This is a genomic window from Paenibacillus nuruki (assembly GCF_001721045.1).
Classification (GTDB): Bacteria; Bacillota; Bacilli; order Paenibacillales; family Paenibacillaceae; genus Saccharibacillus; species Saccharibacillus nuruki.
This window is the reverse complement of sequence record NZ_MDER01000034.1, coordinates 69,217-94,224: the sequence shown is the minus strand read 5'-3', so window position 1 is coordinate 94,224 and position 25,008 is coordinate 69,217. Positions and strand designations below refer to the sequence as shown.

23 protein-coding genes are annotated in these 25,008 nt (G+C 40.7%); 8 read left to right on the top strand and 15 right to left on the bottom strand.

What is annotated here, in order from left to right; all coding sequences use genetic code 11:
- Positions 1–60: 60 nt before the first annotated feature.
- The 5 genes from PTI45_RS09015 to PTI45_RS08995 all read right to left on the bottom strand — a co-directional run bounded on the left by PTI45_RS09015 (position 61) and on the right by PTI45_RS08995 (position 5,054).
- A complete protein-coding gene (locus PTI45_RS09015) occupies positions 61–1,131 on the bottom strand; it encodes a hypothetical protein (RefSeq protein ID WP_069327227.1) in 1,071 nt (356 codons plus the stop codon).
- Positions 1,128–2,966 carry an HSP90 family protein gene (locus tag PTI45_RS09010; RefSeq protein WP_069327226.1) on the bottom strand — a complete coding sequence of 613 codons (1,839 nt, stop codon included), beginning with the start codon at positions 2,964–2,966 and terminating at the stop codon, positions 1,128–1,130. Before PTI45_RS09010 ends, PTI45_RS09015 begins: the two co-directional genes overlap by 4 nt.
- Positions 2,967–2,989: 23 nt before the next feature.
- Entirely contained in the window at positions 2,990–3,427 is a 438-nt protein-coding gene (locus PTI45_RS09005; protein WP_069327225.1) for a DUF7716 domain-containing protein, read from the bottom strand.
- Between the two features lie 30 nt (positions 3,428–3,457).
- Positions 3,458–4,084: a hypothetical protein gene (locus tag PTI45_RS09000; protein ID WP_069327224.1), complete on the bottom strand. Its 627-nt coding sequence runs from the start codon at positions 4,082–4,084 to the stop codon at positions 3,458–3,460.
- A gap of 298 nt (positions 4,085–4,382) precedes the next feature.
- Entirely contained in the window at positions 4,383–5,054 is a 672-nt protein-coding gene (locus tag PTI45_RS08995) for an HD domain-containing protein (RefSeq protein WP_069327223.1), read from the bottom strand.
- A gap of 317 nt (positions 5,055–5,371) precedes the next feature.
- On the opposite strand from PTI45_RS08995, the gene PTI45_RS08990 reads away from it, so the two are divergent.
- Entirely contained in the window at positions 5,372–6,280 is a 909-nt protein-coding gene (locus PTI45_RS08990; protein WP_371748095.1) for a methyl-accepting chemotaxis protein, read from the top strand.
- A gap of 175 nt (positions 6,281–6,455) precedes the next feature.
- On the opposite strand, the gene PTI45_RS08985 is transcribed toward PTI45_RS08990, so the two are convergent.
- The 4 genes from PTI45_RS08985 to PTI45_RS08970 form a co-directional block, all read right to left on the bottom strand.
- The gene (locus tag PTI45_RS08985; protein WP_069327222.1) at positions 6,456–6,752 is read right to left on the bottom strand and encodes a hypothetical protein; all 297 of its coding nucleotides are present in this window, start codon (positions 6,750–6,752) and stop codon (positions 6,456–6,458) included.
- A gap of 65 nt (positions 6,753–6,817) precedes the next feature.
- A complete protein-coding gene (locus PTI45_RS08980; protein ID WP_069327221.1) occupies positions 6,818–7,612 on the bottom strand; it encodes a PP2C family serine/threonine-protein phosphatase in 795 nt (264 codons plus the stop codon).
- Between the two features lie 15 nt (positions 7,613–7,627).
- On the bottom strand, positions 7,628–8,278 hold the full coding sequence (locus PTI45_RS08975) for a DUF3885 domain-containing protein (RefSeq protein WP_069327220.1): 651 nt from the start codon (positions 8,276–8,278) through the stop codon (positions 7,628–7,630).
- A gap of 8 nt (positions 8,279–8,286) precedes the next feature.
- A complete protein-coding gene (locus PTI45_RS08970) occupies positions 8,287–8,757 on the bottom strand; it encodes a VOC family protein (RefSeq protein ID WP_069327219.1) in 471 nt (156 codons plus the stop codon).
- Positions 8,758–8,886: 129 nt separating this feature from the next.
- Here PTI45_RS08970 and PTI45_RS08965 point away from each other — a divergent pair, with 129 nt between their 5' ends.
- Positions 8,887–9,423, top strand: coding sequence for a hypothetical protein (locus PTI45_RS08965; protein ID WP_069327218.1), 537 nt, complete (start codon positions 8,887–8,889; stop codon positions 9,421–9,423).
- A gap of 158 nt (positions 9,424–9,581) precedes the next feature.
- On the opposite strand, the gene PTI45_RS08960 is transcribed toward PTI45_RS08965, so the two are convergent.
- The 4 genes from PTI45_RS08960 to recQ form a co-directional block, all read right to left on the bottom strand.
- Positions 9,582–11,351, bottom strand: a complete 1,770-nt coding sequence (locus tag PTI45_RS08960) for a B12-binding domain-containing radical SAM protein (protein WP_069327217.1) — start codon at positions 11,349–11,351, stop codon at positions 9,582–9,584.
- Positions 11,348–12,073, bottom strand: coding sequence for a thioesterase II family protein (locus tag PTI45_RS08955; protein ID WP_069327216.1), 726 nt, complete (start codon positions 12,071–12,073; stop codon positions 11,348–11,350). The genes PTI45_RS08960 and PTI45_RS08955 overlap by 4 nt, the downstream gene beginning before the upstream one ends.
- Before the next feature lie 78 nt (positions 12,074–12,151).
- Complete coding sequence (locus PTI45_RS08950) at positions 12,152–12,976, bottom strand: hypothetical protein (RefSeq protein ID WP_069327215.1); 825 nt, start codon at positions 12,974–12,976, stop codon at positions 12,152–12,154.
- A gap of 162 nt (positions 12,977–13,138) precedes the next feature.
- A complete protein-coding gene (recQ, locus tag PTI45_RS08945) occupies positions 13,139–15,022 on the bottom strand; it encodes a DNA helicase RecQ (protein WP_069327214.1) in 1,884 nt (627 codons plus the stop codon).
- A gap of 168 nt (positions 15,023–15,190) precedes the next feature.
- Between recQ and PTI45_RS08940 the strand changes: the two genes are divergently transcribed.
- From PTI45_RS08940 to PTI45_RS23635, 5 genes are all read left to right on the top strand, one after another.
- The gene (locus PTI45_RS08940; RefSeq protein ID WP_069327213.1) at positions 15,191–16,855 is read left to right on the top strand and encodes an AraC family transcriptional regulator; all 1,665 of its coding nucleotides are present in this window, start codon (positions 15,191–15,193) and stop codon (positions 16,853–16,855) included.
- Positions 16,856–16,941: 86 nt separating this feature from the next.
- A complete protein-coding gene (locus PTI45_RS08935) occupies positions 16,942–17,922 on the top strand; it encodes an ABC transporter substrate-binding protein (protein ID WP_069327292.1) in 981 nt (326 codons plus the stop codon).
- 18 nt (positions 17,923–17,940) lie between these two features.
- Positions 17,941–18,948, top strand: a complete 1,008-nt coding sequence (locus PTI45_RS08930) for a FecCD family ABC transporter permease (protein WP_069327212.1) — start codon at positions 17,941–17,943, stop codon at positions 18,946–18,948.
- Entirely contained in the window at positions 18,941–19,966 is a 1,026-nt protein-coding gene (locus PTI45_RS08925; protein ID WP_069327211.1) for a FecCD family ABC transporter permease, read from the top strand. Before PTI45_RS08930 ends, PTI45_RS08925 begins: the two co-directional genes overlap by 8 nt.
- A 41-nt stretch (positions 19,967–20,007) precedes the next feature.
- Entirely contained in the window at positions 20,008–21,618 is a 1,611-nt protein-coding gene (locus tag PTI45_RS23635; RefSeq protein WP_083243434.1) for an alpha/beta hydrolase, read from the top strand.
- Positions 21,619–21,690: 72 nt separating this feature from the next.
- On the opposite strand, the gene PTI45_RS08915 is transcribed toward PTI45_RS23635, so the two are convergent.
- Both PTI45_RS08915 and PTI45_RS08910 read right to left on the bottom strand, forming a co-directional pair.
- A complete protein-coding gene (locus PTI45_RS08915; RefSeq protein ID WP_069327210.1) occupies positions 21,691–22,617 on the bottom strand; it encodes an alpha/beta hydrolase in 927 nt (308 codons plus the stop codon).
- A 39-nt stretch (positions 22,618–22,656) separates the two neighbouring features.
- Positions 22,657–23,574: a LysR family transcriptional regulator gene (locus PTI45_RS08910; protein ID WP_069327209.1), complete on the bottom strand. Its 918-nt coding sequence runs from the start codon at positions 23,572–23,574 to the stop codon at positions 22,657–22,659.
- 112 nt (positions 23,575–23,686) lie between these two features.
- Here PTI45_RS08910 and PTI45_RS08905 point away from each other — a divergent pair, with 112 nt between their 5' ends.
- Positions 23,687–25,000, top strand: a complete 1,314-nt coding sequence (locus PTI45_RS08905) for an APC family permease (protein ID WP_069327208.1) — start codon at positions 23,687–23,689, stop codon at positions 24,998–25,000.
- Positions 25,001–25,008: the final 8 nt, after the last annotated feature.

Below are 25,008 nucleotides of genomic sequence, written 5' to 3'. Positions count from 1 at the left end.
ATAGAGAACATGTATCTGCAATACGAACGAATGTATCTAACTTGTAAATAACAGCCTGATTTATAATTGCTGAATCAAAGTCGTATAATAACGATTTCCATTGCGCTGATCTAACCGCCCTGCTGTTTCTAGTGCCATTTGTTCTAGACGACTCGCTATAGCTGGCAAATCATTAGCTTCTTCTGGATAGGGATAGCCAGCTGGTAATTTGACAGATTTTACATTGCCATCAGCAACCAGACGCTTGAACAGGACAGCTGCATACGCATTAAACATCATCTTATCACGCGGATTCTCATGATCCAAAGATAATCCAACCCATTGTTCAAATACTTCCAAAGCCTGCAAAAGATCGATATTTAACAGGTAATACATATGCTCACCCGAATGAAGTACAAAGTCACGATTGCCTTTGATCAGGCGATAGCCTTGTTTTTGATATTTCTCTGCTTCTTCTAATTTACCCTGACGATACAATGGCATTAACACTTTCGATAATGTCAGATGAGGAACTTCGCCACATGTCATTCGACCTCTCAAAATAGGTCTAGCTGTGCGAATGATCTGCTCGTCATTGCCTTTCATCACTTCGAACTCTACGAATTGATGTTGTTCACATGCTTCACAATCGCTCATCTCATCACGATCCATCGCTTTGGTCTTATCCAAAAAGTGTTGTGCTTCTTCTACTTCACCATAATCTTTGAGTATTGAAAAGCGATAGTAATAATAAGAACGCTCACTGTATCCGAATTGTTCGTAACGTCTACGCATATCAGCTAGCAATTCTTCAATTTGTGCCCGGTTAATTTCTGGAAAAGAAGCAATCGAATCCAGAATCCACTTGTACGACCATAATAATGTAAAATCATCGTATTCATCCGGTTGTTGATCAAATTGTCCAAGTAACCATGAGAATGCAACCAGTGCTTTCATCGGATGACCGCTAAAAGTACATGTTTCTACTAATTCTTCACGTGCACTATAGCCCTGTTCAACATCACCAAGACTATCTGCAATCCGAATCGCTTCTTCTAATAAAGCAATCTTGGCTCGTCCATTTGGTAAACTATAAGCTTGATCCATAATATCTTCAAAATCTGGATTTATCTGTTCTGGTTGATGATTCATTCCGTATGTCCTCCTTGATCGTTATTCGCCGATAATCCCCAATCCAAAAAGCGAACAATTCCTTGATTTAATACTTGCATCTCTTGTCTGTTCATCGGGTAATGTCCCATCATTAATGCATTTACATATAACATCTCAATAGCCACAACGATCATACTTTCATTTTTGGCTTGGAAAATACGTTCTACAACCGAATTGTTAATATTCAGATACAGTGTCGAATAAGCAGATTCTTGTAGCGAAGAACTTAAGCTCTGCAAGACTGAAGTTAATGCTAGCGGACTGACTGATTTGGATGTTTCAATCGAGCGCAGATCAGAAGCTTCTTGCGACAAAGTAAATAATGCTGGCAAATCTTCCGGCTTGAACCGTTTAAGTTGAATCTGACAGCGGAATCGTTGCAAAGCCACATCCGCATAGCGAACAGCCTCATAATACTGCTTACGTTCATCTGCGGTAATATCAGTAAAAGCAAGCGAGACATCTTCTGGAATCAAGCGCTCTGTCTGCGCTTCTGCACACACTTCAGGAAGTAAAGCAATCAGTTCGGCATCATACACATAACCACCATTGACCACTAACAATGATTGAGCAGAAGCCACATGTGTAATCTGACGATATTCATCCAGACTTGTCGTGTAATACATCTTCTGTCCATCGGCCATTAATTCATGCACTTTACGGCGACCATATGTCGTTTCAAAAGGCAACCAGCGATAGATAATCTGGAAAAAGGATATATCTTCAACCGCCAGAGCTTTCATCGATAATGCATGTAATTGAATAATCCGTTGCAGTCGATCAGGATCGTATTCAGCCATCCGTAACAATTCAGCACGAATACTATCTCCTAACTCCTGACGTACTTGTTCCAGTTTCTCATTTTCATAAAAATGTTCACGAGATGCTGTCGGCTGTAACTCATCGGTCCAGATGATACTTTTCACAAAAAACGCCCAGTCTGGCAAAATGTTTTCTGCTTTTTCTGAGACCAACATATACTTGAGATACACACGATTGGATTTTTTAACATTCAGATTGACCGAGTGTGGCAAAATAAACGCAATCCCACCTGTGCGTCCAGAAGCAGTCTTCAAAGGGATATAATCTTGAAACTTCTCTCCTAGTAAACGTTGTCCCAATTGCAATACTTCTTCACGATGCCCACGTGCTCGCTCTGGATCATCTAACCATAACGGACGCTGATCGTTCACAATACGCTGAGTCTGTCCATCACGGAATGTAATCGGGTATGGCAATAGCGCCCCATAATCATAGATCCATTGTTGTAACAACTCCGATTCATAATACATTTCACAATCAGGCTTACAACGTAAATATACTTTGGTTCCTGGAGATAACTCTGTCTCTAACTCACGAATATGATATGTACCATCTGGATTACCACGCCATTCTAGCGCTTTGCCACCTTTGGCAGATTGAGTCACCATCACAATCTCATCACTGACCATAAAACAAGATAATAATCCAATCCCGAATCGTCCGATAAATGAGGTCTCTTGCGTAAACGCATCTGCTCCACCACGCTTAGACGATTGACCGATCATTGCCAAAAACTCATGCACATCTTCTCTAGTTAAGCCAATTCCATCGTCTTCGATCATCAATGTCGACCCAGCACCTGTACCGGTTAATTCAAGATGGATACTTCCTTGATACGTAGGATCTTGCTGAGAACGAGCGGTTACAGCATCAACTGCATTCTGCAACACTTCACGTAAAAACACTTTAGGATTACTATACAAATGATTGGATAAAATATTGATCATTCCACTAAGATTTACTTGAAACCGATATGTATCTGACTCACTCATACCATACAACTCCTTCAATAATATTAATGATTATCCATTCTAGCGACCACGTCATCATATTCTAGAAAAGCATCGTATTCATAATAATAATTAATCGCAATCACCATCATTTCAGGTGTTGGTGTCTGCCCGGTATTGCTCAAAATATCAATAATATCTTCAAACGTCGCTAATTCTAACCATGTCTGTATCGCATGATCATCCACCCAATCCGGAAAGATATCCTCACGAGCATTCGTAATGGTTCCGCCTTGATACTCCAATTCATTGAGCCAATCTTCATTAAAATAATAAATAGGTGTAGCCAGCGGATTCTGTTCCCATTTCTTCACATTGAGATATAACCATTGATTTTCAATCTTATTCATCACAGGCAACAGCTCTACAAAATGATCAAACTGAGCATGCTGTAATTCTCCTTTTTCATGCAAATCAACGATGTGCTGTTGATGTGGATTCATAGAATATTCCTCCTCTTTGGGCAAATAGCATCACACCATACTATGGGTATGTTCGTACTTATGCTGTAACTTGTGTAACGCTTTGACGATTCCATCTCTATTTTTAGCGTCTTTCATATACTTGGGTAATCGATAAGACGCATGACGCTTAATATACACAGAAGGCTTAACCCGTAGATCAGCCGAAATATAATCAATCAGATAATTTAAATGTTCATGATTGAGTGCCCAGATTAATTTGCCCCGATAATGGGTCAGCAAATATAGGTTCAGTTGAAACAATGGATCTTTCCCATCTCTAATCTCAAATCCTAAAGAATATCGGTTGGATGTTTTCTTGTTGAGAGGTACTTGATTAGTGGTCTGACAATACGGACAGCGAATATGTACATTTTTATGATGATGCTGTCCTTTATCTGTGACTGACTCATTAAACCAGCGCTCACAAAAGGTACATACACCGCTTGCTGTATAATCATAGTCTATTTGATACGTTTGACTATAAAAACAATGAGAACATTGCATTTCGATTGATTCATTATCGGTGATAGAGGCAGGGCTTGCACATTTGGGGCACTCTACCAGTACAGGTTTGCCATGATGTAATGAATACCAGAAACTATATGGTTCTCCTAATTCATCAAAAAAACGTTTCATGTTGTATCGCTCCTTGATGTAGTATTTCTTGTAGATTGATCTCTTTAACTATCCATCTCCCAAGAATAATATCAGCTAGAAGTAAGTATTGTAACAAAGTAGTACTTCAGTAAATACACATAGAATTTAATATCAATTTTCGTTAAGATCTTACTTTCCAGTATACCGTTTCATAAAGAACAGAACAACCGAGCGACATCAGTAGTGTACATGATCTTTTGCCTATATCGTTGTATATACAAAAAGACCTGTGAAAGATTATTCTCTTTGCACAAGTCTTTGTATAGGATGTCTACATTTAGATTTCGCCATTCCATTCTTTATAAAAACGATCTACATACTCTTGCATATAGCGGTGACGCTCTTCGGCTATAATACGGGCAGCAGGCGTATTGATCTTATCTTTTAATTTGAGTAATTTTTCATGAAAATGATTGATCGCTGTACTCTTCTCATTGCGATATTGTTCAGGTGTCATTGATGTGCGTACCGGAATAGCTGGATCATGAATCGGACGACCCGTATGCCCTGAATACACAAAGACACGCGCAATAGAGATCGCTCCAATCGCATCCAAGCGATCCGCATCTTGTACAATCTGTCCTTCCAGTGTACGCACAGGAGGATTATTTCCACCGTTGTAAGACATCGTAGCAATAATATCCACAATATGTTCTGTATCTTGTTCATTGATTGGTTGAGTCTCTAACCAGTCGGTCACTTTACGCATACCTGCTTCTTTAGAATCATTTAACTTCTCATCAGCTACATCATGAAGTAAAGCCGCCATTACTGTAATGAATCGATTAGCTCCTTCAGCCGCTGTAATCCGTTCTGTCATTTGTACCACCCTATGGATATGCCACCAATCATGACCACTGGTATCTTCACCAAGAACGGATTGCACAAATTGTGCTGTGTCCTGAATAATTTGCTCTTGTGCTTGTTGATTCTGATCTGCTGTTGTCATTATATATGTACCGTCCTTTCGCTATCTAGATAATAAAGATGACTTGACCGAGAATGAAGTATACATGACTTTATATAAACTGTATATCACTACACTATTTTATCTTGTTCCAATAATTCCTCCAAATCAAACGATATGTCATTCTTTTAATGAAATATATGATTTAAATGCTCATTAAACATTTAGAAACGGTCGATATTATAATAAATATAAATTTTTTACCTCTATCCAAAAATAATACCTACTTATAATCGTATCTACTTTTAAAAAAAAGAATAGCTGAATTGGATGATTTTATTTGTGAGAGGGAGTTACTTGTGCAAAATTACAATCAAGAAACAATGGATACTTTAGTCGTCAAAGCTTTGGAAAATAACCTTGCTATTATTCGGTTTGATGTTCATCGACGTGTAGCTTATGTAAACGATATTTTTGCGCGGACAATGGGATATACACGCGAAGAGATGCAAGGTATGGAGCATCAAAGGTTTTGTTTTCCTGCATTTGTAAATAGTCCTCAATACGAATTATTTTGGAAAAGCCTGTTGTCTGGAGAAAGTTTTCAAAATAAAATCGAGCGTATGGATGCTCAAGGTCAGCCGATCTGGCTAGAAGCTACGTATATGCCTATTTTTGAAGATAGTACCCGGAAAGTGATCGGGGTCTCCAAGATTGCTACTAATATCACTCAAAGACAAAATCATATGACTCATGTAGTGACTGAACTGCAACATATGGCGGATAGTATGAGCGAACGTGCGAATAAAGGGATTCAACGTAGTCAAGAACTGCTACAAAGTATCAACAAAATTGCAGATGTCTCTGCTGAAAATAAACATACACTCGTTAATCTTCAACAACAAGCACAATCGATTCAAGGAGTTGTACAGACGATTCGTGAGATTTCTTCTCAGACTCATTTACTTGCGCTCAATGCAGCGATTGAAGCGGCTCATGCTGGTGAATTTGGACGTGGATTCGATGTGGTTGCCAAAGAAGTTCGTAAATTATCAACCATGGTTGAAAAATCAATTATTGAAGTACGTGATAGTGTAGATTCAATTACTCAAGAGATTGAGAAAATCGCTAAAGGCACAAATGAAGCACAATCAACTGTAGAACAAAGCCAACAACAGATTCAAGTAGCGATGAGTGACTTCACTAAAATTTCATCAGCTGCGCAAGAATTAGATATTCAAGCACGCGAAGTATCTGTCATCATTTAATAAGAAGAGTACAAGCCCCTGGCAGTATAAGGATAGCTTTTTCTGGTCTAATTTAAAATCATGTTGTACAAAATAACATAGCTCACGTTAAAAAGACCGTTCAATTATAGCAACGGTCTTTCATTTTATAACCAAAGAGCAAGTACTCCACCTCACTCTAAGATTCAAACTATACTTAATTCGGATTTTGCTGTGGTTCTTCTTCGATTTTCTGCTGTTTCTTAACAGTCATTAGCTGACGTTTACGCTCATTGTCTTCTACTTCTGCTTGATATAGATACACAATTCCCGCCGCTAAAGATATCCAACTGAGGTACAAAGGGGCTTGACCTACACTATTCAAAAAATTATTAAATAAATCGCTGTTCCATGTATTTGTTCCTGATCCCCAAATCGCAGCACTCATGTATTTCACACCATACAAAAATGCGGCTATGGCAATCAGGCTGATTCCTGCTGCTCGTTTGTTCATCACAATCTCCATTCTTGCTCGCTAGTATAGTTGAGAATGTAGTAATCGCTGAATCTTATCTTCATTTAGGGCATATCTGATGGCATCTGTGGAGCTTGAGAATTGCTGTACTCCCAGCTTATGATGGTGGCGCTATCTTTTCCACGTTGGGTATGAATATGGTCTAAGATCGACTGCATATTCGGCTGGAGCTTATCATCATTGACCAATGCTTGATACAGATGTTCAGGACGTTGAAAATACTGATCAGGCGTATCGACTACACCGTCAGTCATTAAGACGATGATATTATGCCCTGCTCGCAATTGTCTTTTGCCAATCGTGTAACAAGGAACTTCCAGATCGAACGTATTGACCTGTCCGATCCATTCGTAGAATTGCCGTTGATTAAGACCATACTGTCCCCAGTGAGCTAGATCGGGATGAAGCAAATATGCTATACAATCGCCTACCGAGAACCACCATAGATACGATTCTTTTTGCAAAACAATTAGACAAGACGTTTCTCCGATGACCTGCTGACAAGCTTGGCGAAATGCAACACTTGAGAACAAGTACACAATATACTTTTCAAATACGTCGAATACATCAGGATGCTCTAATATCGCTTGAAGTTTAGCTTCGTCCTGTTGCAATGTCTGTACAATCAATGCTGCACTGGTTGCTGTCTGATGAGCATCCAGAAGAACAGCTAATTTGACAGAACCATCTTCACTTTGCATGATGAATAAACCATCTTCATTTTTATTCGCACCCGCTTCTGTATTGCCACCATACCATCCTATATGTATCCCTTGTTGCTCTGTGATCGTTGGCGTATCTAAAAAAGGTCGCTCACTTCCGATCCATGTATAGCTCATAAATACCTCCTTTGTTTATATACCAAAAACCTGATTCATCTTTTCCAAATCATAAGGTAAAAGCCAATCATAATATTGGTGATACAAGCGCTGTAATGACTCTTGTTGCATACCTACAATATCCAATCCACGATCATCGTACATATGGAAAATGATTTTTTGCTTGGGTTCTATAAAAAATACTCTTTCTACTAAAAAAGCTTCTCGCTCTGGAAAATCAGTATAACCAATTGCTTTCAAAATACCTGCATAATCAAGATCACCAACCGTACACCATACATATTTACTTTGAATATATCCCATTAATTCTGCTGTATCTTCATCATAATCAGGTTGTTCAGAGTGAATACTAACCTGTGAAACACATTCTAGTTGTAGATAATTTTCTAACACCTGAACTTCATTGCGCTCAATATGCTCAATATCCGATAATGCAGTCTGATAGGTAAAAGTCATTACACATACTTGTTCACTTTCAGCAAATACAGCTTCAAATAAAGAGATAGCACGCTGCTCAAGTTGTTCAAAATAAGTCGGATCATCAATCCCCCGATAAGGTACTCCTAATTCAAACCGTAATCCTAAAGGAAAGTTATAAAACAAAGGCACTTCTAACTTCATTTGCGGAAAAGTCTGCTCTAACCATTGATTAAAATCATGATTCATAAATGTGCTCACTCTTTACCGCGCTTGGACTGCAATTCTTCCCATTCATGCAAATACATCATCTGTTCTTGATCCGATGTGTCTAATTCGATAGGACAGATAAATTCTAATAAGTTGCCATCAGGATCATCGAAATAAATAGCGGTATGCGCTTGAGGTCTATTCGGTAATACAATCGGCGCAATCGGTTGAAAACCAAACACTTCACGTACAGCGATTCCTTTGGCTTCTAACCATTCTTTGGCTTGCTTGATATCTTCATAATCGACGCGAAATGCAATATGACGCAAAGAAGGATGATATGGAGTATTGACCTGTTCACCTTCCCATAAGCCTAACCAACTGACCCCTTTTTCGATCCATACAAAACTCAAACTTTCGCCATGATGAGCGATTTCTAGCCCTAAATTTTCATAAAAAGCGAGCGATCTATTCATATCTTTGACAGGTAACAAGGCTTCGTATAATCCTTTAATCATGATAATCCTCCATTCATATAGGTGATATTCAACTTCTATCTACCATTCTACCTCAATATTAAAACTTGTCTAATTTCACAAAATAGGGTTATATACACATATATCCGTTTACGATGAGGGGGCATTTTGATGAAATCCAATTCATATACCACTGTACCTTATGGACAAGAACCTGTGATTGAAAAAAGCAAAGGCACGCTAATCTACTACGATTCGTTTGAACATACAACAGATGACGATCTCAATCTGGCACTACGCACGATGGATCATATGCAGTTCACACGCTTGGTACTCTATCCACTGCATGAACTGACGGTTAAACGCATGTCCAAAGAACCGGTATCTGCTTATTACAAACGTGAAGATCGGCTTCATGCCTGGAAAAGAGAAACCAGTCGCAAAAGCATTACGGTTGAAAATTGGGACGGCAAACGTAAAAAGTACACCCCGATCGAAGCGGCATTACGTACATTAGTCGATCACTATCAATCGCCTTATTTTCTACTGATGACTCCTGAGATGGCGAACTTATTTGCATCGTTTTCTTCATTTGAAGAATGGATTAGCAAGCTCAAAATCGTTTTGACGGAAGAACCCAAAACACTACATCCACGGATGGAAAAGTATAGTAAGCGTTGGGTAGTGGCAGGAGTGGAACCGGAGTAATCGCTTTCAATACATCTATGGCTAAACCATCCTTACGGGTGGTTTTTTATTATTGATAACGATATGTACGATCAAAAATAATAAAAAGATGCTACGTGTCATTGATACACGAGCATCCTTTTATTATCTTATTAAGATGAATATTGGACTACTATATCTTACATTGCTGCTCCTTCAGGCGATAAAGCAGTGGTGAAAAATATAGGTTTTTGCTGTTCATTCTGTTGATACGCTACCAGTAACAGACTGCGTCCTTCGCTCGCCGTTAATGGTTCGCCAGCAAGAATTTTATCCAGACGGAATGGTAATTCTTCCATCACGGTATGCTTGTGAAGTTCTTTGTCATTCAATTTCAATTCGACAAACTCGGTTGAAAAGTCTTCCGGTTGTTGAATCGCATGTCTGATATGGCTAGACATCTGGTCTTTGTTCATCGTGAAGTCCCACCAGATTTTGCGTGGTTTGTATTTGTGATTAAGGAAGTAGTCTAACTTCATCAGTCCCAGTACAACATTCATCCGCGGGGTCTGACGATCCATTAAGAATGCTTGTAAATGGGTAAATAAATCTTCCAGCTGATGACCGATCTTTTGCCAGCCTTGCGCTTCCCAGTAATTCCCGAACTCTTGGAAAAAGTCGAATGGCGACTGGAATTCGTTATACAGCAGATAGTTCAGCGTATAATCCATCCGATGCGCATTCCAATACTTCTCTAACACATCTTCCAGACGCTTCAAGCGCACGATATCGTCAAAGGTCAGCTTATCGCTACTCAAAATCTCATACGGTGCATGATCCATGTACGTGTACTGATATTTCTCGGCATCGATCCGAAGCCCTGTTCCCCGTAACATTTTGAGGAATCCTAATTGCAATTCTTCCGGCCCTAATGCAAACACATCGTTAAATGTTTTGCGGAATGTATCGTAATCTTCAAGTGGCAATCCTGCGATTAAATCCAGATGCTGATCGATATTCCCTGACTCTTTGATCTTCGTTACGGTACGACTGAGCTTGGTAAAGTTCTGACGACGCTTCACCAATTCGTTGGTTGGATCATTGGTCGATTGCACACCAATCTCAAAGCGGAATACACCTGGAGGTGCATGTTCTGCCAGATAATCCAATACTTCTGGACGCATAATATCTGCGGTAATTTCAAATTGGAAGGTACATCCATTATGATTAGCAATTAAGAACTCAAACATTTCCATCGCATAGTCACGCTTAATATTAAATGTACGATCGACGAACTTGATTAATTTGGCTCCTTGTTCAATCAAGTACAGAATATCGCTTTTGGTACGTTCGATATCAAAGTACCGCACACCTACCTCAATACTGGATAAACAAAATTGACAGCTAAATGGACACCCACGACTCGTTTCAAAATAAACAACACGCTTCGCCAGTTCAGGCACATCTTCGACAAAGCGGTACGGTGAAGGCAATTCATTCAGATCAAGCTTCGGACGACCGGGCATCATAATCAGTTCTTCACCTTTACGATAAGCAACCCCGTAGACAAAATGATATTTGCCTGCGCCTTCGATCTCTTGCAGTAAATGGTGGAACGTTTCTTCGCCTTCTCCAATTACGATAAAGTCGATATTGTTTACACGTTTCATCCAGTATTCGGTATCGTAAGACACTTCTGGCCCACCGAGCACAATCTTCACTTCGGGCATTACTTTTTTGAGAATATCGATCACTTTAATCGTTTCTTCAATATTCCAGATGTAACAAGAGAATCCGATTACATCAGGCTTACGTTGAAATAAATCAGATACAATATTCATCACTGGATCTTTGATTGTAAATTCAGCAAGTTCAATATCAAAGTCCTTCTCACTAAAGGCTTTGAGACAACGAATCGCCAGTGATGTATGGATATACTTGGCGTTCAATGTGGATAATACGACTTTCATAACGATAAGCTCCTCTCATGCTCTAACAAAATCATTCGGATATCGGCAAGCACCTGTTCTGCGCAAGTATTAATAAAGAAATGTCCACCATCATAAGATTTAAATGTCGCATCAAGCGATGAATACTCACTCCATGCTTCGATATCTATCGTTGTCATTTGATCCTGTTTCCCGGTCAACACTGTGATCGGAAATGGAAATACTTTATACTGCCTGTCATAGCGATATTGCTCTACAAGGCTAAAATCTGCACGCAATACAGGAATAATCATCTCCAATAATTCCTTATGTTCCAGTATAACATCCGGTATTCCGCCGAGGGTAATGACTTTTTCAATAAACGCTTGATCGGGTAGCTTACTCCATTGTTTTTCACTACGGATATGGGGAGCAACTCTGCCTGAAAATAGACTTGTTACCGGATAACGTCCTGTTTCGGTATACACTTTATGTATCATTTCAAAAGCAAGAATACTGCCCATACTATGCCCGAAAAAAGCAAATGGACGATGGTCTTGAAAATAAGGTTGTATATGTTGCCAGATATCATTCACGATACTCTGTGTATCGCTAACTAAAGGCTCAGATATCCGTGCTCCATGACCGGGAAGCTCTATCGGAATCAATTCAATCTGCGGTTGCAATGATTTTTTCCATGAATTATAAATATAGGCGTTGCCACCTGCATAAGCTAACGTAAATAAACGAATTGCATTATTCATGTGTATACCTCCATAAGGTTGTTTGGATATCGCGATGCAGTGAGTTGGCATACTGATGTTGAATGTAGATCACGTCTGCTACAAGCAGCCCAGTACCCATCCTTCTAATAGACTCAGTTGATCCTCTCCTGAGCTTAATGTAGGCAATGCAAGATAAGGTGCTAACGTATCTTCTTGATCACGTTCGCGCATCCACTCTGCAATATAATAAGCATCCCGTTCATGTTCACTGTAAGTCGAAACATTAAATAGATGAGGTTCTATCATCATTCTTCTTTTATATAACGATGGATAGCCTTCGACGATCACATGATGGTGTTCCGGTATTATTTTACCATCAAATGGCCAGAAGTGGATGTTCATTCCATGTCTTTTTTGCCAGTATCGTAGCCGATAGATCCACGGTAATCCGGTATGGGTGGAATAAGAGACTGCACCTTGCATCCCTGAGACTCGATCCAGATCGACGACACTTTTGGTAGAAGGTACAAATTCACGTTCAACTAATCGCTTAGCGGTCGAATTGGTGTAATGAGCTTGGTCTTTACTTTGCTTCATTGTAAGTCTGGTCGTCTGCCATGTCTGATTGCTCCATTTGAGAAAATCATCCCACTGATCCAATTCTAGTTGTTGCAACACAGATAAAGGATAGGACAGCCCATGATCGATTCCGATAATCATTCGTTCTTGGCTAGAGAGTAGCTGATTCCGTAGCCAGAAATAGACTTCTTCTCTCGACCACAAATGTTCTTTGTCTGAAGCTGAATGCTGAGCAGTAGATGGATAGACTAAAGACGCAGCTGATCCTTGACTGGATTGCACTACCGCTAATCCTTTAATTTTGGATCTGGGCTTATCTGCACCGGAGTAATCTATTCCGATATATTTGTCAAATAAAGGCATGTCTATTCCTCCGAATCATTGATTCTACGATGTATTTTAAATTATGTCGTTTTAGTACATATATATAGCAAAAAACCGATACTTGTTACGATTAAGCTCTTTTCAATATACGTTGTGAAAAGAAACTGAACCAGACAAAGTATCGGTTGTTGGATGTTTAATTTAGAATTCTTCCATATCGTAACGCCCTTGATCCAGTTCCAAACTTTCCTTCTGGAAAAAGGCAAGGAATGGTTCACCATACTTACGGAATTTCACTTCACCGACACCTTTAATCTCCAGCATTTCGCCTTCGCTTTGTGGTTCGACGACACTCATTTCACGTAAAGTAGCATCATTGAAAATGATATAAGACGGTACACCTTCGCGTGATGCCAGTTCACGGCGAATCAGGCGCAATTGCTCGAAGATCGTCTCATTCACTGCTGAAGCATCATTATTACGGCTTGTTGTACGGCTACGGCTAGAACTTGAACTGCTAGAAGCAGAACCCGCCATTGGACGTGGCGCACGTTGCATCACTTTACGCTGTCCTTTAAGAACTTCGGCTGCGATCGGTTGTAATTTCACCACTGGATATTGTCCTTCTGTTAGGAGTAGATACCCTTCTGCCGCCAGTACATTGATACGTTCTGAGATTTCTTTTTCCGACAAATGGGACATTAATCCATGGGTGGGCAATTGATCGAACTGGTATTGCAGTACTTTTTTATTGCGTGAACCTTTAAGGACTTGCGCAACCACAGATACACCGAATCGCTCACGTAAACGATGAATACACGAAAATATTTTCTGCGCATCTATCGTCATATCGACTAACTCGCGCGCATCACGGCAAGAACTGCATTGTCCGCAAGGTTCACCGGAATGTTCTTCATGAAAGTAATCAAGCATCGCATTACGCAGACATTTGGTCGTATAACAGTAATCCACCATCTGTTGCATTTTGCGATAATCGTTATGCTTGCGATCCCCTTCATGCATATTTTGTTCGAGTAGAAATTTCTGTGTCATGATATCTTGCGGACTAAATAGCAAAATACATTCACTAGGATCGCCATCACGACCTGCACGACCGGCTTCTTGAATATAAGCTTCCATATTTTTGGGCATATTATAATGAATAACATACCGAACGTTAGACTTATCAATACCCATTCCGAATGCATTGGTAGCGACGATCACACGAATATCATCATAAATAAAAGCTTCCTGACTCTGATCCCGTTCATCATCGCTCATTCCTGCATGATAACGTCCAGCCGCTACACCACTACTAAGCAGACGACTGTACAGATCATCTACATCTTTACGAGTAGCTGCATAAATAATACCGGATTCATTATCATGAGACTTGGCATAATCAATGACAAAATCACGACGCTGTGTACCACGCATAACCGCCATTGCTAGATTATCTCGACCCAGCCCTGTGATAAAAACTTGCGGATCATCTAATCTCAATAAACGCAAAATATCGTCACGTACTTCCGGTGTAGCTGTTGCTGTAAAAGCAGCTACTATCGGACGCTGTGGCAATTGATTCACAAACGGTGAAATTTCAAGATAACTGGTACGAAAATCATGACCCCACTGAGATACACAGTGTGCTTCATCAACAGCGATACATGTAATATTGACACCGTTCATTTCTTCACGGAACCAATCCAGTTCTAATCGCTCAGGTGCTACATATAGTAACTTCAGGTCTCCACGACGTGAAGCACGAATCCGTTCATTCACTTCTTTACCTGTTAACGTACTATTAATATAAGCCGCAGGAATCCCTGCTGCTGTCAGCGCATCGACCTGATCTTTCATCAGTGAGATCAGCGGTGAGATCACCAGTGTTACTCCATCATTGACCATCGCTGGAATCTGATAACAGATCGACTTACCGCCACCTGTTGGCATAATTCCAAGGGTATCTTGACGTTGTAACAGACTATTTACTATCTTCCGTTGACCTTCTCTAAAGTCTTCATATCCAAAATACTTCTGTAACAAAGTCTGTGCTTCCTGCATCACAGGCGCTTGCACGCTCATTGCCAAAACTCCTTATCCTAATTCTGTAGTGATGATATAACTTTCTTCTGCTTCAAATCTATCCTTCTATTTTAACAGAGAATTCATGATAATTCTCAGCAACTTATACAATCTGATATAATAATTATGATAATGATTATCATTTTCATATGTAAAGGAGAATCAACATTGAACTTTCCAGATTCACTATCGTTAACAGCTCCACCACATCCTTATCTATTACAACTGCATCATGCAGATATTCATCATATACAGCCTCAGTCTTCATTAGCTTTGACACAGATTATGGCGACACATCTCACCATTCTTGTGCTGATTGAAGGAGAATGTGTCTTAAAACGTGAAAATCATCCTTATCCTATGAGACAAGATACTGTCTATATCTGCCATGCTGGAAGTACATTTGCTTTATCTTCAGAACATCTCCATACACATATAGCCATGCTCCATATCGAACTGTATTTTCCACATCCAGACGATTCGAAGCAATTACTATTAGCTCGTGATATGCAATCTCTTTCTTTACCCGAAGAAGCTACATTTCTATATGCTAGTGCGAAATGTCAGCAGATCTGCTCTGCTTTTCGTTCGACTCATGCGTTACATCGCTGGCGAGCACAGATCGATGCTACTGAATTGCTATTTGAAATGGTGACAGCGGTCCATGCCAATTCAGTGTATCACCCACAACCTGAAGATGGGCTGGTACGTGCTCGCAATTATATAGCAGAACATCCTGAACAGACGCTGACTTTGGAACAATTAAGTCAGATCGCTGGATTGAGTGCCAAGCATTTCTCTGATGTTTTCAAAAAAACATACGGGCAAAGTGCGCATGACTATATAACAGAAATTCGGCTTACGAAAGCCAAACAACTTATGCTTCGTTCAGGTTACAAGCTCAAAGATATCGCTCATGAAGTCGGTTATCGAGATGAGTTTTATTTTAGCCGTGTATTTAAAAAAGAAACTGGAGTCTCTCCTTCACAATACATAAACAAACGGAAGCAAAAAGTAGCTGCTTATGCTTGTGTTTCTACACTTGGGTATTTGTTGCCACTTGATATTGTGCCGTATGCCGCACCTTTACATCCGAAATGGTCAGGCTATTATTTAGAACGATATGGTGCAGATATCCCTTATCATCTGGAATATGGTCATGCAGATCCGCATGATCATGCTGTAATGAGGCGAATCGAAGAAGTGAACCCTGATTGGATACTATGCTCCCATGCTATTCAACCATGGGAATATCATCGCTTAAGTCAATATGCCAAAGTGATAACATTGCCTGAAGAACAACAAGGATCATGGCGAACAGGATTGTATGAACTAGCTGATCTATTCGATATGCATGCAGAAGCAAAGCAATGGATTCATACCTTCGATCAGCGTACGGCTCATGCCCGCTCTTTACTCACACGTTCAGATGGTTCCAGACCTTCTGTGTTATTTGTTCGTATGCTTCGTGAGCAGTTATACAGTCTAGGTTCAGCAGGATTATTAGATTATGTTTATCACGAATTAGGGGTACAGCGTCCTCAAGATACACCGGCAGACAATAATGAAGACGACTTAGTGACATGGGAACAGCTACAAGCAAGCGATGTAGAGCATATCTGTATTTTAATTCGTCAAGACTCGGAGACCTTAGAACACTGGCATCGGTTACGTCAATCTTCCCGTTGGCTGGATCTTCCTGCTGTTCGTCAACATCGATTGCATATTCTAAGTTCCAGTCCATGGCGTGAATATTCTCCGATAGCTTTGACCAGAATACGTGAAGAACTGATCCAGTATCTGTCCGCCAAAAGTCCATGTACGATCCGCTAATTGTCTATGGAAAAGAAGAAACATAACCTCTATCATAGCTATTGAGAATCTTTCTCACTGATAACGAGGGGAGTTATACTATTATGATGAAAAAAATATCCATATCTATACTTATGATGGTCATGTTTGTGTTATTGGCCGCATGTGGCAATAGTGCCAACACCACAGCAACACCAGCAGGAGCGAACGCTGCAACAGCTTCTACCGATGCCACTTCTACAGCTACACGAACGATAACGTATCTGAATCAGTCGTATACGATTCCAGCTCAAGCCAAACGAATCGTGATTACAGGTTCTTTGGAAGCGATGGAAGATTCGATTTTACTTGATATTCATCCAGTTGGGGCTATTTCTATTTCTGGAAAATTCCCGCCTTTATTCGCTTCGATTACAGATCAAGCTGAATCGATAGGTGAAAAAGTTGATCCTAACTTTGAAAAGATTTTGTCACTCAAACCAGATATTATTCTGGGAACGACCAAATTCGATCCTGCGGTACTGGAAAAATTAAAACAGATCGCACCGACTATTCCATATTCGCATGTCGCTACCAATTGGGAAGCGAACTTGAATCTTTTGGGTGACATTAGTGGCAAGCAACAACAAGCTACTCAAGAAATTAATGAATACAAAGCCAACTTAGAAAAGGCTAAAACATCCTTACAACCTACACTACAAGATAAGCAAGTCTTGCTCGTTCGTATCCGTGAAGGATCGGTCTGCTTGTATGGCCCTGACTTGTATTTTAATCCTGTATTGTACAGTGATCTAGGATTGGCTATTCCAACTGAAGTTGCATCTGCACAATCACAAGAAGCGATATCGATCGAACAATTTGCTCAGATGAATCCAGATGTATTGTTTATCCAATTCTCTGAAGACGAGAATCCAGATGCTACAGGCGCACTGGAAGATTTGCAGAATAACCCGATTTTCCAAAGTATTCAAGCGGTTAAAGATGGCAATGTATTTGTCGATGTAGTCGATCCACTGGCTCAAGGTGGAACTGCCTATAGCAAAATTCAATTTCTGCAAGCTTTTGTCGACAAGTTACAATCCAAATAAGAAAGTAATGAATCTAATATGTACAAAATAAACAAACTACCGGCAGTGATTTTCACACTTGCTCCGGTAGTTACTATTTTAATGATGATCTTATCTATTCTATATGGAGCCAAAAATATCTCATCACTGGATGTCTGGAATGCTATATTTCATTTCGATGCTGGTAATGTAGATCATCAGATTATACGTCATTCTCGATTACCTCGAGCCATCGGTGCACTATTGATCGGGGCTTTTCTAGCGATGTCTGGAGCGGTTATGCAGGGCATTACTCGTAATGATCTGGCTTCCCCATCGTTACTCGGTGTACTTGATGGGTCTGTATTTGCGATTACATTATGTATGATCTTTGCTCCTTCTGTGCATGGAAGCAGTCTGATTGTCGTATCTATGCTGGGTTCAGCCTTTGGTATGTTGTTGGTATTCGGGATGTCCTCATTGATTCCAGGCGCACAATCACCAATTGTACTCGCGATTCTTGGAACATTGACCGGTATGTTTTTGAATGGATTGGCTGATGCGATAGCGATGTACTTTCATGTGGCTCAACGAATCAGTTATTGGTATAACGCTCGCTTGTATCAGATTGATCCTGAACTGATTCAGTTGTCGATTCCATTTGCTATCGTAGGTTTCGTTATCATGCTGTTACTCGCTCGCTCAATTTCGGCACTATCGCTGGGTGATGAGATCTCTAAAGGTCTCGGGCAACGGGTCAAACTTGTTAAATTTGCTGCTTTTATCGCTGTTGCTTTGCTATCTGGTATCTCTGTCGCTTTAGCTGGAAAAATTGCATTTATTGGACTAATCGTTCCTCATATCGCTAAAATGATCGGCGGTACTGATTATCGACGTATTATTCCACTATCCGGCGTTCTTGGAGGTATTTTTCTTGCTTGTTGTGATATTTTATCTCGATTTGTGAATTATCCATTTGAGACACCGATTGGTGTGATCACCGCTTTGTTCGGTGTTCCTTTTTTCCTGTATTTGATTCGTCGCAAAGGAGGAAAAAGCCATGGATAAGTTCGCTCAAAAACGGTATCTCATCCTAATCGGTGTAGGTATAATAGCGATCTTGCTTATGATCTGTATCGGGCTAACGTATGGTGAAATGAAACTTTCACTGATCGATGTTATATCGACTTTGTTTCATACATCAAACGATCCTTCTTATACCGTAGTCATTTTTCAATTTCGCTTGCCTCGTATTGTATTGGGGTTGTTGATCGGTATCTCGCTGGGTATCGCAGGTACGGTTGTTCAAAGTCTAACTCGTAATCCACTGGCTGATCCGGGGATTCTAGGTATTAATGCAGGAGCCGGCATGTTTATTGTGCTATTTATGTTTTTGCTTCGCGATCAGATTGATCTGACAGGCAATCTAGCGATTATGCTTATGCCTTTATTCGGGATTGCAGGCGGTCTTTTGTCTGCACTGCTTATCTTTTTGCTAGCCAAAGATCAAAATGGGTTAAATCCGCAACGACTTATTCTGGTCGGCATAGCGATTACCACTGGATTCTCGGCGATTACTTTATATGCTTCACTCAAAATGGACCCGCAAGATTTTGAAAAAGCGGCTTCATGGTTATCAGGTAGTCTGAACTCTGCCAATTGGTTATTTGTGATCTCTCTACTTCCCTGGATGATGATATTGCTTCCATGGTTACTGTATCAGACACGTCTACTGGATGTGATGCGTCTGGGTGATCATACCTTGTTAAGTCTGGGAATTCCTTTGCGTCAAAAGCGAACGATATTGATGTTTATCAGCGTAGGGCTTGTCGCCTCAGGTGTGGCTGTGTCTGGAAGTATTGGCTTTGTAGGCTTGATTGCTCCGCATATGGCAACTCAACTTGTTGGACTGGCTCATCGGCGTGCGCTTCCACTTAGTGGTGTGATCGGGGCATTATTAGTATTGATTGCGGACTTTATCGGACGGACGTTATTTTCACCTGCTCAATTGCCTGTCGGGATTGTGCTTTCTATTATTGGAGCTCCTTATTTTGTCTGGTTGTTAAGTCGGCGGCGTAAAGTCTAAGACCACCTTCATAAATTTATCATAGAAAGGAATACGACGCTATGAAACATAAAGATGAACTTGATATTCTAGGACGCAAAGTGACGGTATACTTGCCTCCTTCGTACCATTTGTCTGAACGTCATTATCCTGTCGTGTATGTGCATGATGGCGGTCAACTGATCGCTAACTGTCAGAACTATCTAGATCGTTTATTTCGCGAAGGATTACTTACCGAATTGATTTTAGTAGGAGTACATACAGATCGACGTACGTATGAATATACGCCATGGGTTGCACCTGCGTTAAAGCCCTCCTTCCCTGATTTTGGTGGACAAGGTAAGGTCTATATCCATGAACTTGCAGATCAGGTCAAGCCTCATTTGGATCAGCGGTATCGTACTTTGCCAGAAGCTGAATCTACCGGGATGATTGGCGGTTCTTTGGGAGGATTGGTGACCATGTGTACGGCGTACTGGAGAGCCGATGTATTCGGTCGTCTGGGTATGCTTTCTCCTTCCTGCTGGTACAAAGGGTTAATGGACTATATCGAAGCACAACCTGCGCCTGCTTCACAGTCCAGATTATACGTATCTGTAGGCAATCGTGAAGGGTTTTATAAGCACAATGAGCAACAAGCGATGGTCAAAAATATTCTGCGGGTATGTCAATTATGGCAAGATAAACGCTTCCCTGATCAGCATCTTTTGTTAGATATTGAGGACGGTGGTACACATGATCTTATGTTTATGACGCAATATTTTGTGAAAGCATTACAGTTTCTTTTTCCTCAATCTTCCGATGATTCTGTTATGTATTCGGCTTCTTCTGCCACTGCTCTAGCACAACAGCTTACACCGTCTGATCGCTACGCTATACCGGGAACAACTACTTTTGTGATTCGTTCCAAGCAGACAGGATTAGAGTATCAGATTTTTGTCTATCTGCCCGTAAAACCTCCTTCTGCTGAAGGGTATGCGGTTCTTTATACGGTGGATGGAAATGCTTATTTCGGTTCGATTGCAGAAGCGATGCGCTTGCAGACACGTCACCCACGCGGACTACCCTCAGGCATAATTGTTAGTATTGGTTATGTCACAGATGAACCTTTTATATCTGAACGTCGCTTTCGTGACCTGACGGTACCTGATATTCAATCTGGCTTACGACCGGATGGCACACCATGGCCTTGCAATGGAGGAGCCGATGATTTTCTAGACTTTATCGAACAGGAATTAATGCCTGAGATTCAGCGCCGTTATCCAGTAAATCCGCAAAATCAGGGTTTGTTTGGACATTCATTAGGCGGATTCTTTACCTTATATACATTGATCACACGTCCATCCTTATTCCAGACGTATATTGCAGGAAGCCCTTCCTTCTGGTGGAAAGATCGCGTTTTATTTGATCTATTGCCTGCACTGGAGAATGCTTTTGCCGAACAAAACGTGAACATCCATCTTATGCTAGCGATAGGAACAGATGAGCATCAAAGTATGCTTGATGATACTCGCTTATTTTATGAAAAGATAAAGCCTTACCAAAACACACATGATATTCGTCTAAAACATATCGTATTTGAGGGTGAAGGGCATATGTCCGTGTTGCATCCTTTGATCAGTCCGATGATTCGATTTATGTTTGCTCAAGAAGGCGTTAAGCTTTATATCTAGATATTTAAGTACACAAAGAAAGCAGACCTGATCGATGTCAGGTCTGCTTTTGATCATCACATGAATCTGGTGTTAACGGTAAATCATCGTCGCTACATCGTGTAAGGATTGTCTGGCTGCAATACTGATTCCGGCTAATTGGAAAAAGCCATGATTCACACCTAGGTAACGACGACAATGTGCTTGTACATCTGCCTCTAACAATTTACGATAAAAGGTTTCATTTTCAAATAATAACGGATCGAATTCAGCAGTTAACATATACGTTTCTGGCAGTCCGGTCAGATTCTCTGCATATAATGGACTGACTTCAGGATGATCCAAAGGTAAATCGCCAAAATAAGCTTCATATCCACTAATTAACACATCTCTTGTTATGATATAATCATTGCCATATTGTGCATACGTGGTGCTTGTACCGCTTGCGTCCAGCATAGGATAGATTAGAATCTGACGCTGAGGCAACCAATCACCCTGTTCTTTCAATCGTAAACAGGTCACAAGTGCCAAATGTCCACCTGCACTATCACCAGCGATTGTGATTCGATCTGTATCTCCGCCCCACTCTGCTAGATGTTCACGAATAATATGCACAGCGTGTAGCGCATCATCATGTGCTGTTGGATATGTATGTTCTGGTGCTAAACGATAATCCACTGCAATCACCAACGATTGACTCTCTAGCGCCAATTGACGCATCTGCTGATCATGTGTCTCCAAGTCTCCACTGACAAAACATCCACCATGATAATAGATCAATACCGGTAGATTAGACTGATCGACGGATTGATAGATGCGGAAAGTAATCTCATCTATCGTAATATCGTGAACCGCATAAATATCTGCTTTGTCTCCTGCTAAAGCAATTGTACTCAGATATCCTGCACGACGTTCTTCGATACTTTGATGAAGAGCCGAAGGACGACCTGCTTCTACAAACTCTTCTACCAGTGTGCGTATCCCTTTTTCCAAATGATCTAAATGTTCTACTTTATGCATAATTGATTACTCTCCTTCATAATTCGAAATCATCTGTATTTAACTTGTATGGATCAAAGCCTCTTCTTGCCAGCTCTCTGCATGACGATGAACGATCTCCAAGAAAGCATCTAAAGCAGGCGATTGCCACTTTTTCAAATGATAACTCAGTTGTGTGTACACTTGTTGTTCACGATCATCCCAATCTAACCGTGCTAATTTGTTCTCTCGCAATTCACGCTCAACAGCTACTAATGGTAAAAAAGAAATACCTAATCCAGCCATCACGCACTGCTTAATCGCTTCCAGACTCCAAAATTCTAGACTAGGATCAGGAAAAATGCCATGACTATTTAAATATTGTTCGAATAATGTGCGATACGTACACCCTGATTCTGTATGCAAAATTGTCTCATGGCGTAAGTCTTCAGGTACAATATGCTTTTTGCCTACAAGCAGATGATCGATTGGCGCAATCATCGCCATTTTCTCATGCGTCAGTGTCTCCATATGCAGTTCACGATCTTCCATCTCAGGTTGCAATAGAAATGCGATATCTAAACTTCCACTACGAATCATCTCTAGCAATTCTGCGCAGGCACCTGGTTTGAGAATGATTTTGACCAATGGATGATGCTTGCGATATTCACGAATAATATTCGGCAAGCGAAAAGCAGCCAGCGATTCTGGAGCACCTATCGTTAATGTACCCGATAGATCGGCATCCGAACGAATTGCATCTTTAGCAAGAGCATGCATTTTGGATATTTCTTGTGCATAAGGTAACAAGCGTCGACCTGCATCTGTGAGCAAAATCTTTTTGTTCATACGATCAAATAAAGGTGTACCCAGCTCTGCTTCAAGCGCTTGAATCTGCGCAGTAATACTGGATTGCGCATAATCTAGTCGCTGGGCTGCACGTGTGAAACTTCCGACTTCAACCACAACTAGAAACGTAAATAAATGTCTAGATTCCATTATTTGATCTCCCATCGGTTTTTTAGATGGATCACATTTAAAATTTCTGTTTTTCCGATAACACTATTATCTGCTACGCTATAGCAAATGACAAGGAAAGCGGGAAAATAAAATGACAACGTCTCATTCATCGGGTTTGCAACGCACAATAGGGCTCCCTCAAGCGGTTGCTCTATATATTGGAGCTGTTCTAGGATCAGGTGTATTGCTTGTTCCCGGACTTGCCGCTCAGATGGCTGGCCCTGCTTCACTAATAGCATGGGGATTTATGACCTTATTGATTTTGCCGATGGCTTTGTCGATGGGATTATTGTCTGCCAAGTTCCCTAACGCTGGAGGCGTTTCTCATTTTGTCAGTCTAGCCTTTGGTCCACGTGCAGGTGCTCTAGTCGGGTGGTTTTTCTTAATGTCGGTTCCGATCGGGGCTCCTGTAGCCGCCCTAACTGGAGCAGGGTATATGACTGCTGCGATGGGATGGAGTGATTCGGTTCGAATTTTGATCGCTGTATTGATGTTATTAGCAGGGCTCATTACGAACTGGTTCGGGATGCAAGTCGCTGGCAAAATACAGATTGCAGTTGTGATTTCGATTGTAGCTGTACTTACATTTGCGATTATAGCGGCTGTACCTGAGATCCAAGTGGTTCATTTTACTCCATTTATGCCTCACGGTTGGAAAAGTATCGGTCAAGCAGCTGCCATTCTGTTCTGGTGCTTTATCGGCTGGGAAGCTGTTTCTCATATGTCTGAAGAATTTAAAGATCCTCGTAAAGCCGCTGTGCGTGGCGTTGTGATTGCTGCGATTGTAGTAGGAATTTTATATTTTCTGACTGCACTAGCGACAGTAGGGACACAAAGTTATTTGTTAGGCGGGTCTGATGCTTCCCTTGTGTGGGTAATCAGTCGTTTGCTAGGTTCGTGGGGCGCTGTGTTAGCAGGGGTTACAGGAATTTTTATTTGTACAGCGACTATTATTGCTTATGTAGGTGCTTCTTCTAGGGTCGCTTTTGCATTATCCAGACAACATCATGCTCCCAAATGGATGAGTCTACTATCTGCCCGATACAATACACCTGTAGGTGGGATTCTTTTTCTAAGTGTTTGTTTTGGATTAATCACTGTTCTATACGCTAGCAAAACTGTCTCTTTAACCACACTGATTCAATTACCTAATGCTACTTTTATTCTGACCTATTTAGGAGGATGTGCGGCAGGGATTCGATTATTACGTGAAAGTCGATTTGGCGTTATCATTAGCTGGATTTCTTTTGTAGCGACAGCGATTATTTTTCCATTTACAGGCTGGGCGATTCTGTATCCAGTCGCTATCACTTTACTTTTCGGAATCACCGTTTGGGTACGATCTAGATATTCATTACACAAATCGATCATTTTGGATAAAGAGTTGAAATCCGATATCGAATAATAAAAAGC

Coding starts and splice junctions, on each gene's coding strand:
- PTI45_RS09005 (WP_069327225.1), bottom strand. CDS start 3,427: ATGAATCCACATCAACAGCACATCGTTGATTTGCATGAAAAAGGAGAA.
- PTI45_RS08960 (WP_069327217.1), bottom strand. CDS start 11,351: ATGAAAGTCGTATTATCCACATTGAACGCCAAGTATATCCATACATCA.
- PTI45_RS08955 (WP_069327216.1), bottom strand. CDS start 12,073: ATGAATAATGCAATTCGTTTATTTACGTTAGCTTATGCAGGTGGCAAC.
- PTI45_RS23635 (WP_083243434.1), top strand. CDS start 20,008: ATGAAACATAAAGATGAACTTGATATTCTAGGACGCAAAGTGACGGTA.
- PTI45_RS08930 (WP_069327212.1), top strand. CDS start 17,941: ATGTACAAAATAAACAAACTACCGGCAGTGATTTTCACACTTGCTCCG.
- PTI45_RS08915 (WP_069327210.1), bottom strand. CDS start 22,617: ATGCATAAAGTAGAACATTTAGATCATTTGGAAAAAGGGATACGCACA.
- PTI45_RS08985 (WP_069327222.1), bottom strand. CDS start 6,752: ATGAACAAACGAGCAGCAGGAATCAGCCTGATTGCCATAGCCGCATTT.
- PTI45_RS08935 (WP_069327292.1), top strand. CDS start 16,942: ATGAAAAAAATATCCATATCTATACTTATGATGGTCATGTTTGTGTTA.
- PTI45_RS09010 (WP_069327226.1), bottom strand. CDS start 2,966: ATGAGTGAGTCAGATACATATCGGTTTCAAGTAAATCTTAGTGGAATG.
- PTI45_RS08950 (WP_069327215.1), bottom strand. CDS start 12,976: ATGCCTTTATTTGACAAATATATCGGAATAGATTACTCCGGTGCAGAT.
- PTI45_RS08995 (WP_069327223.1), bottom strand. CDS start 5,054: ATGACAACAGCAGATCAGAATCAACAAGCACAAGAGCAAATTATTCAG.
- PTI45_RS09000 (WP_069327224.1), bottom strand. CDS start 4,084: ATGAAACGTTTTTTTGATGAATTAGGAGAACCATATAGTTTCTGGTAT.
- recQ (WP_069327214.1), bottom strand. CDS start 15,022: ATGAGCGTGCAAGCGCCTGTGATGCAGGAAGCACAGACTTTGTTACAG.
- PTI45_RS08980 (WP_069327221.1), bottom strand. CDS start 7,612: ATGAGCTATACATGGATCGGAAGTGAGCGACCTTTTTTAGATACGCCA.
- PTI45_RS08965 (WP_069327218.1), top strand. CDS start 8,887: ATGAAATCCAATTCATATACCACTGTACCTTATGGACAAGAACCTGTG.
- PTI45_RS08970 (WP_069327219.1), bottom strand. CDS start 8,757: ATGATTAAAGGATTATACGAAGCCTTGTTACCTGTCAAAGATATGAAT.
- PTI45_RS08925 (WP_069327211.1), top strand. CDS start 18,941: ATGGATAAGTTCGCTCAAAAACGGTATCTCATCCTAATCGGTGTAGGT.
- PTI45_RS09015 (WP_069327227.1), bottom strand. CDS start 1,131: ATGAATCATCAACCAGAACAGATAAATCCAGATTTTGAAGATATTATG.
- PTI45_RS08905 (WP_069327208.1), top strand. CDS start 23,687: ATGACAACGTCTCATTCATCGGGTTTGCAACGCACAATAGGGCTCCCT.
- PTI45_RS08910 (WP_069327209.1), bottom strand. CDS start 23,574: ATGGAATCTAGACATTTATTTACGTTTCTAGTTGTGGTTGAAGTCGGA.
- PTI45_RS08975 (WP_069327220.1), bottom strand. CDS start 8,278: ATGAATCATGATTTTAATCAATGGTTAGAGCAGACTTTTCCGCAAATG.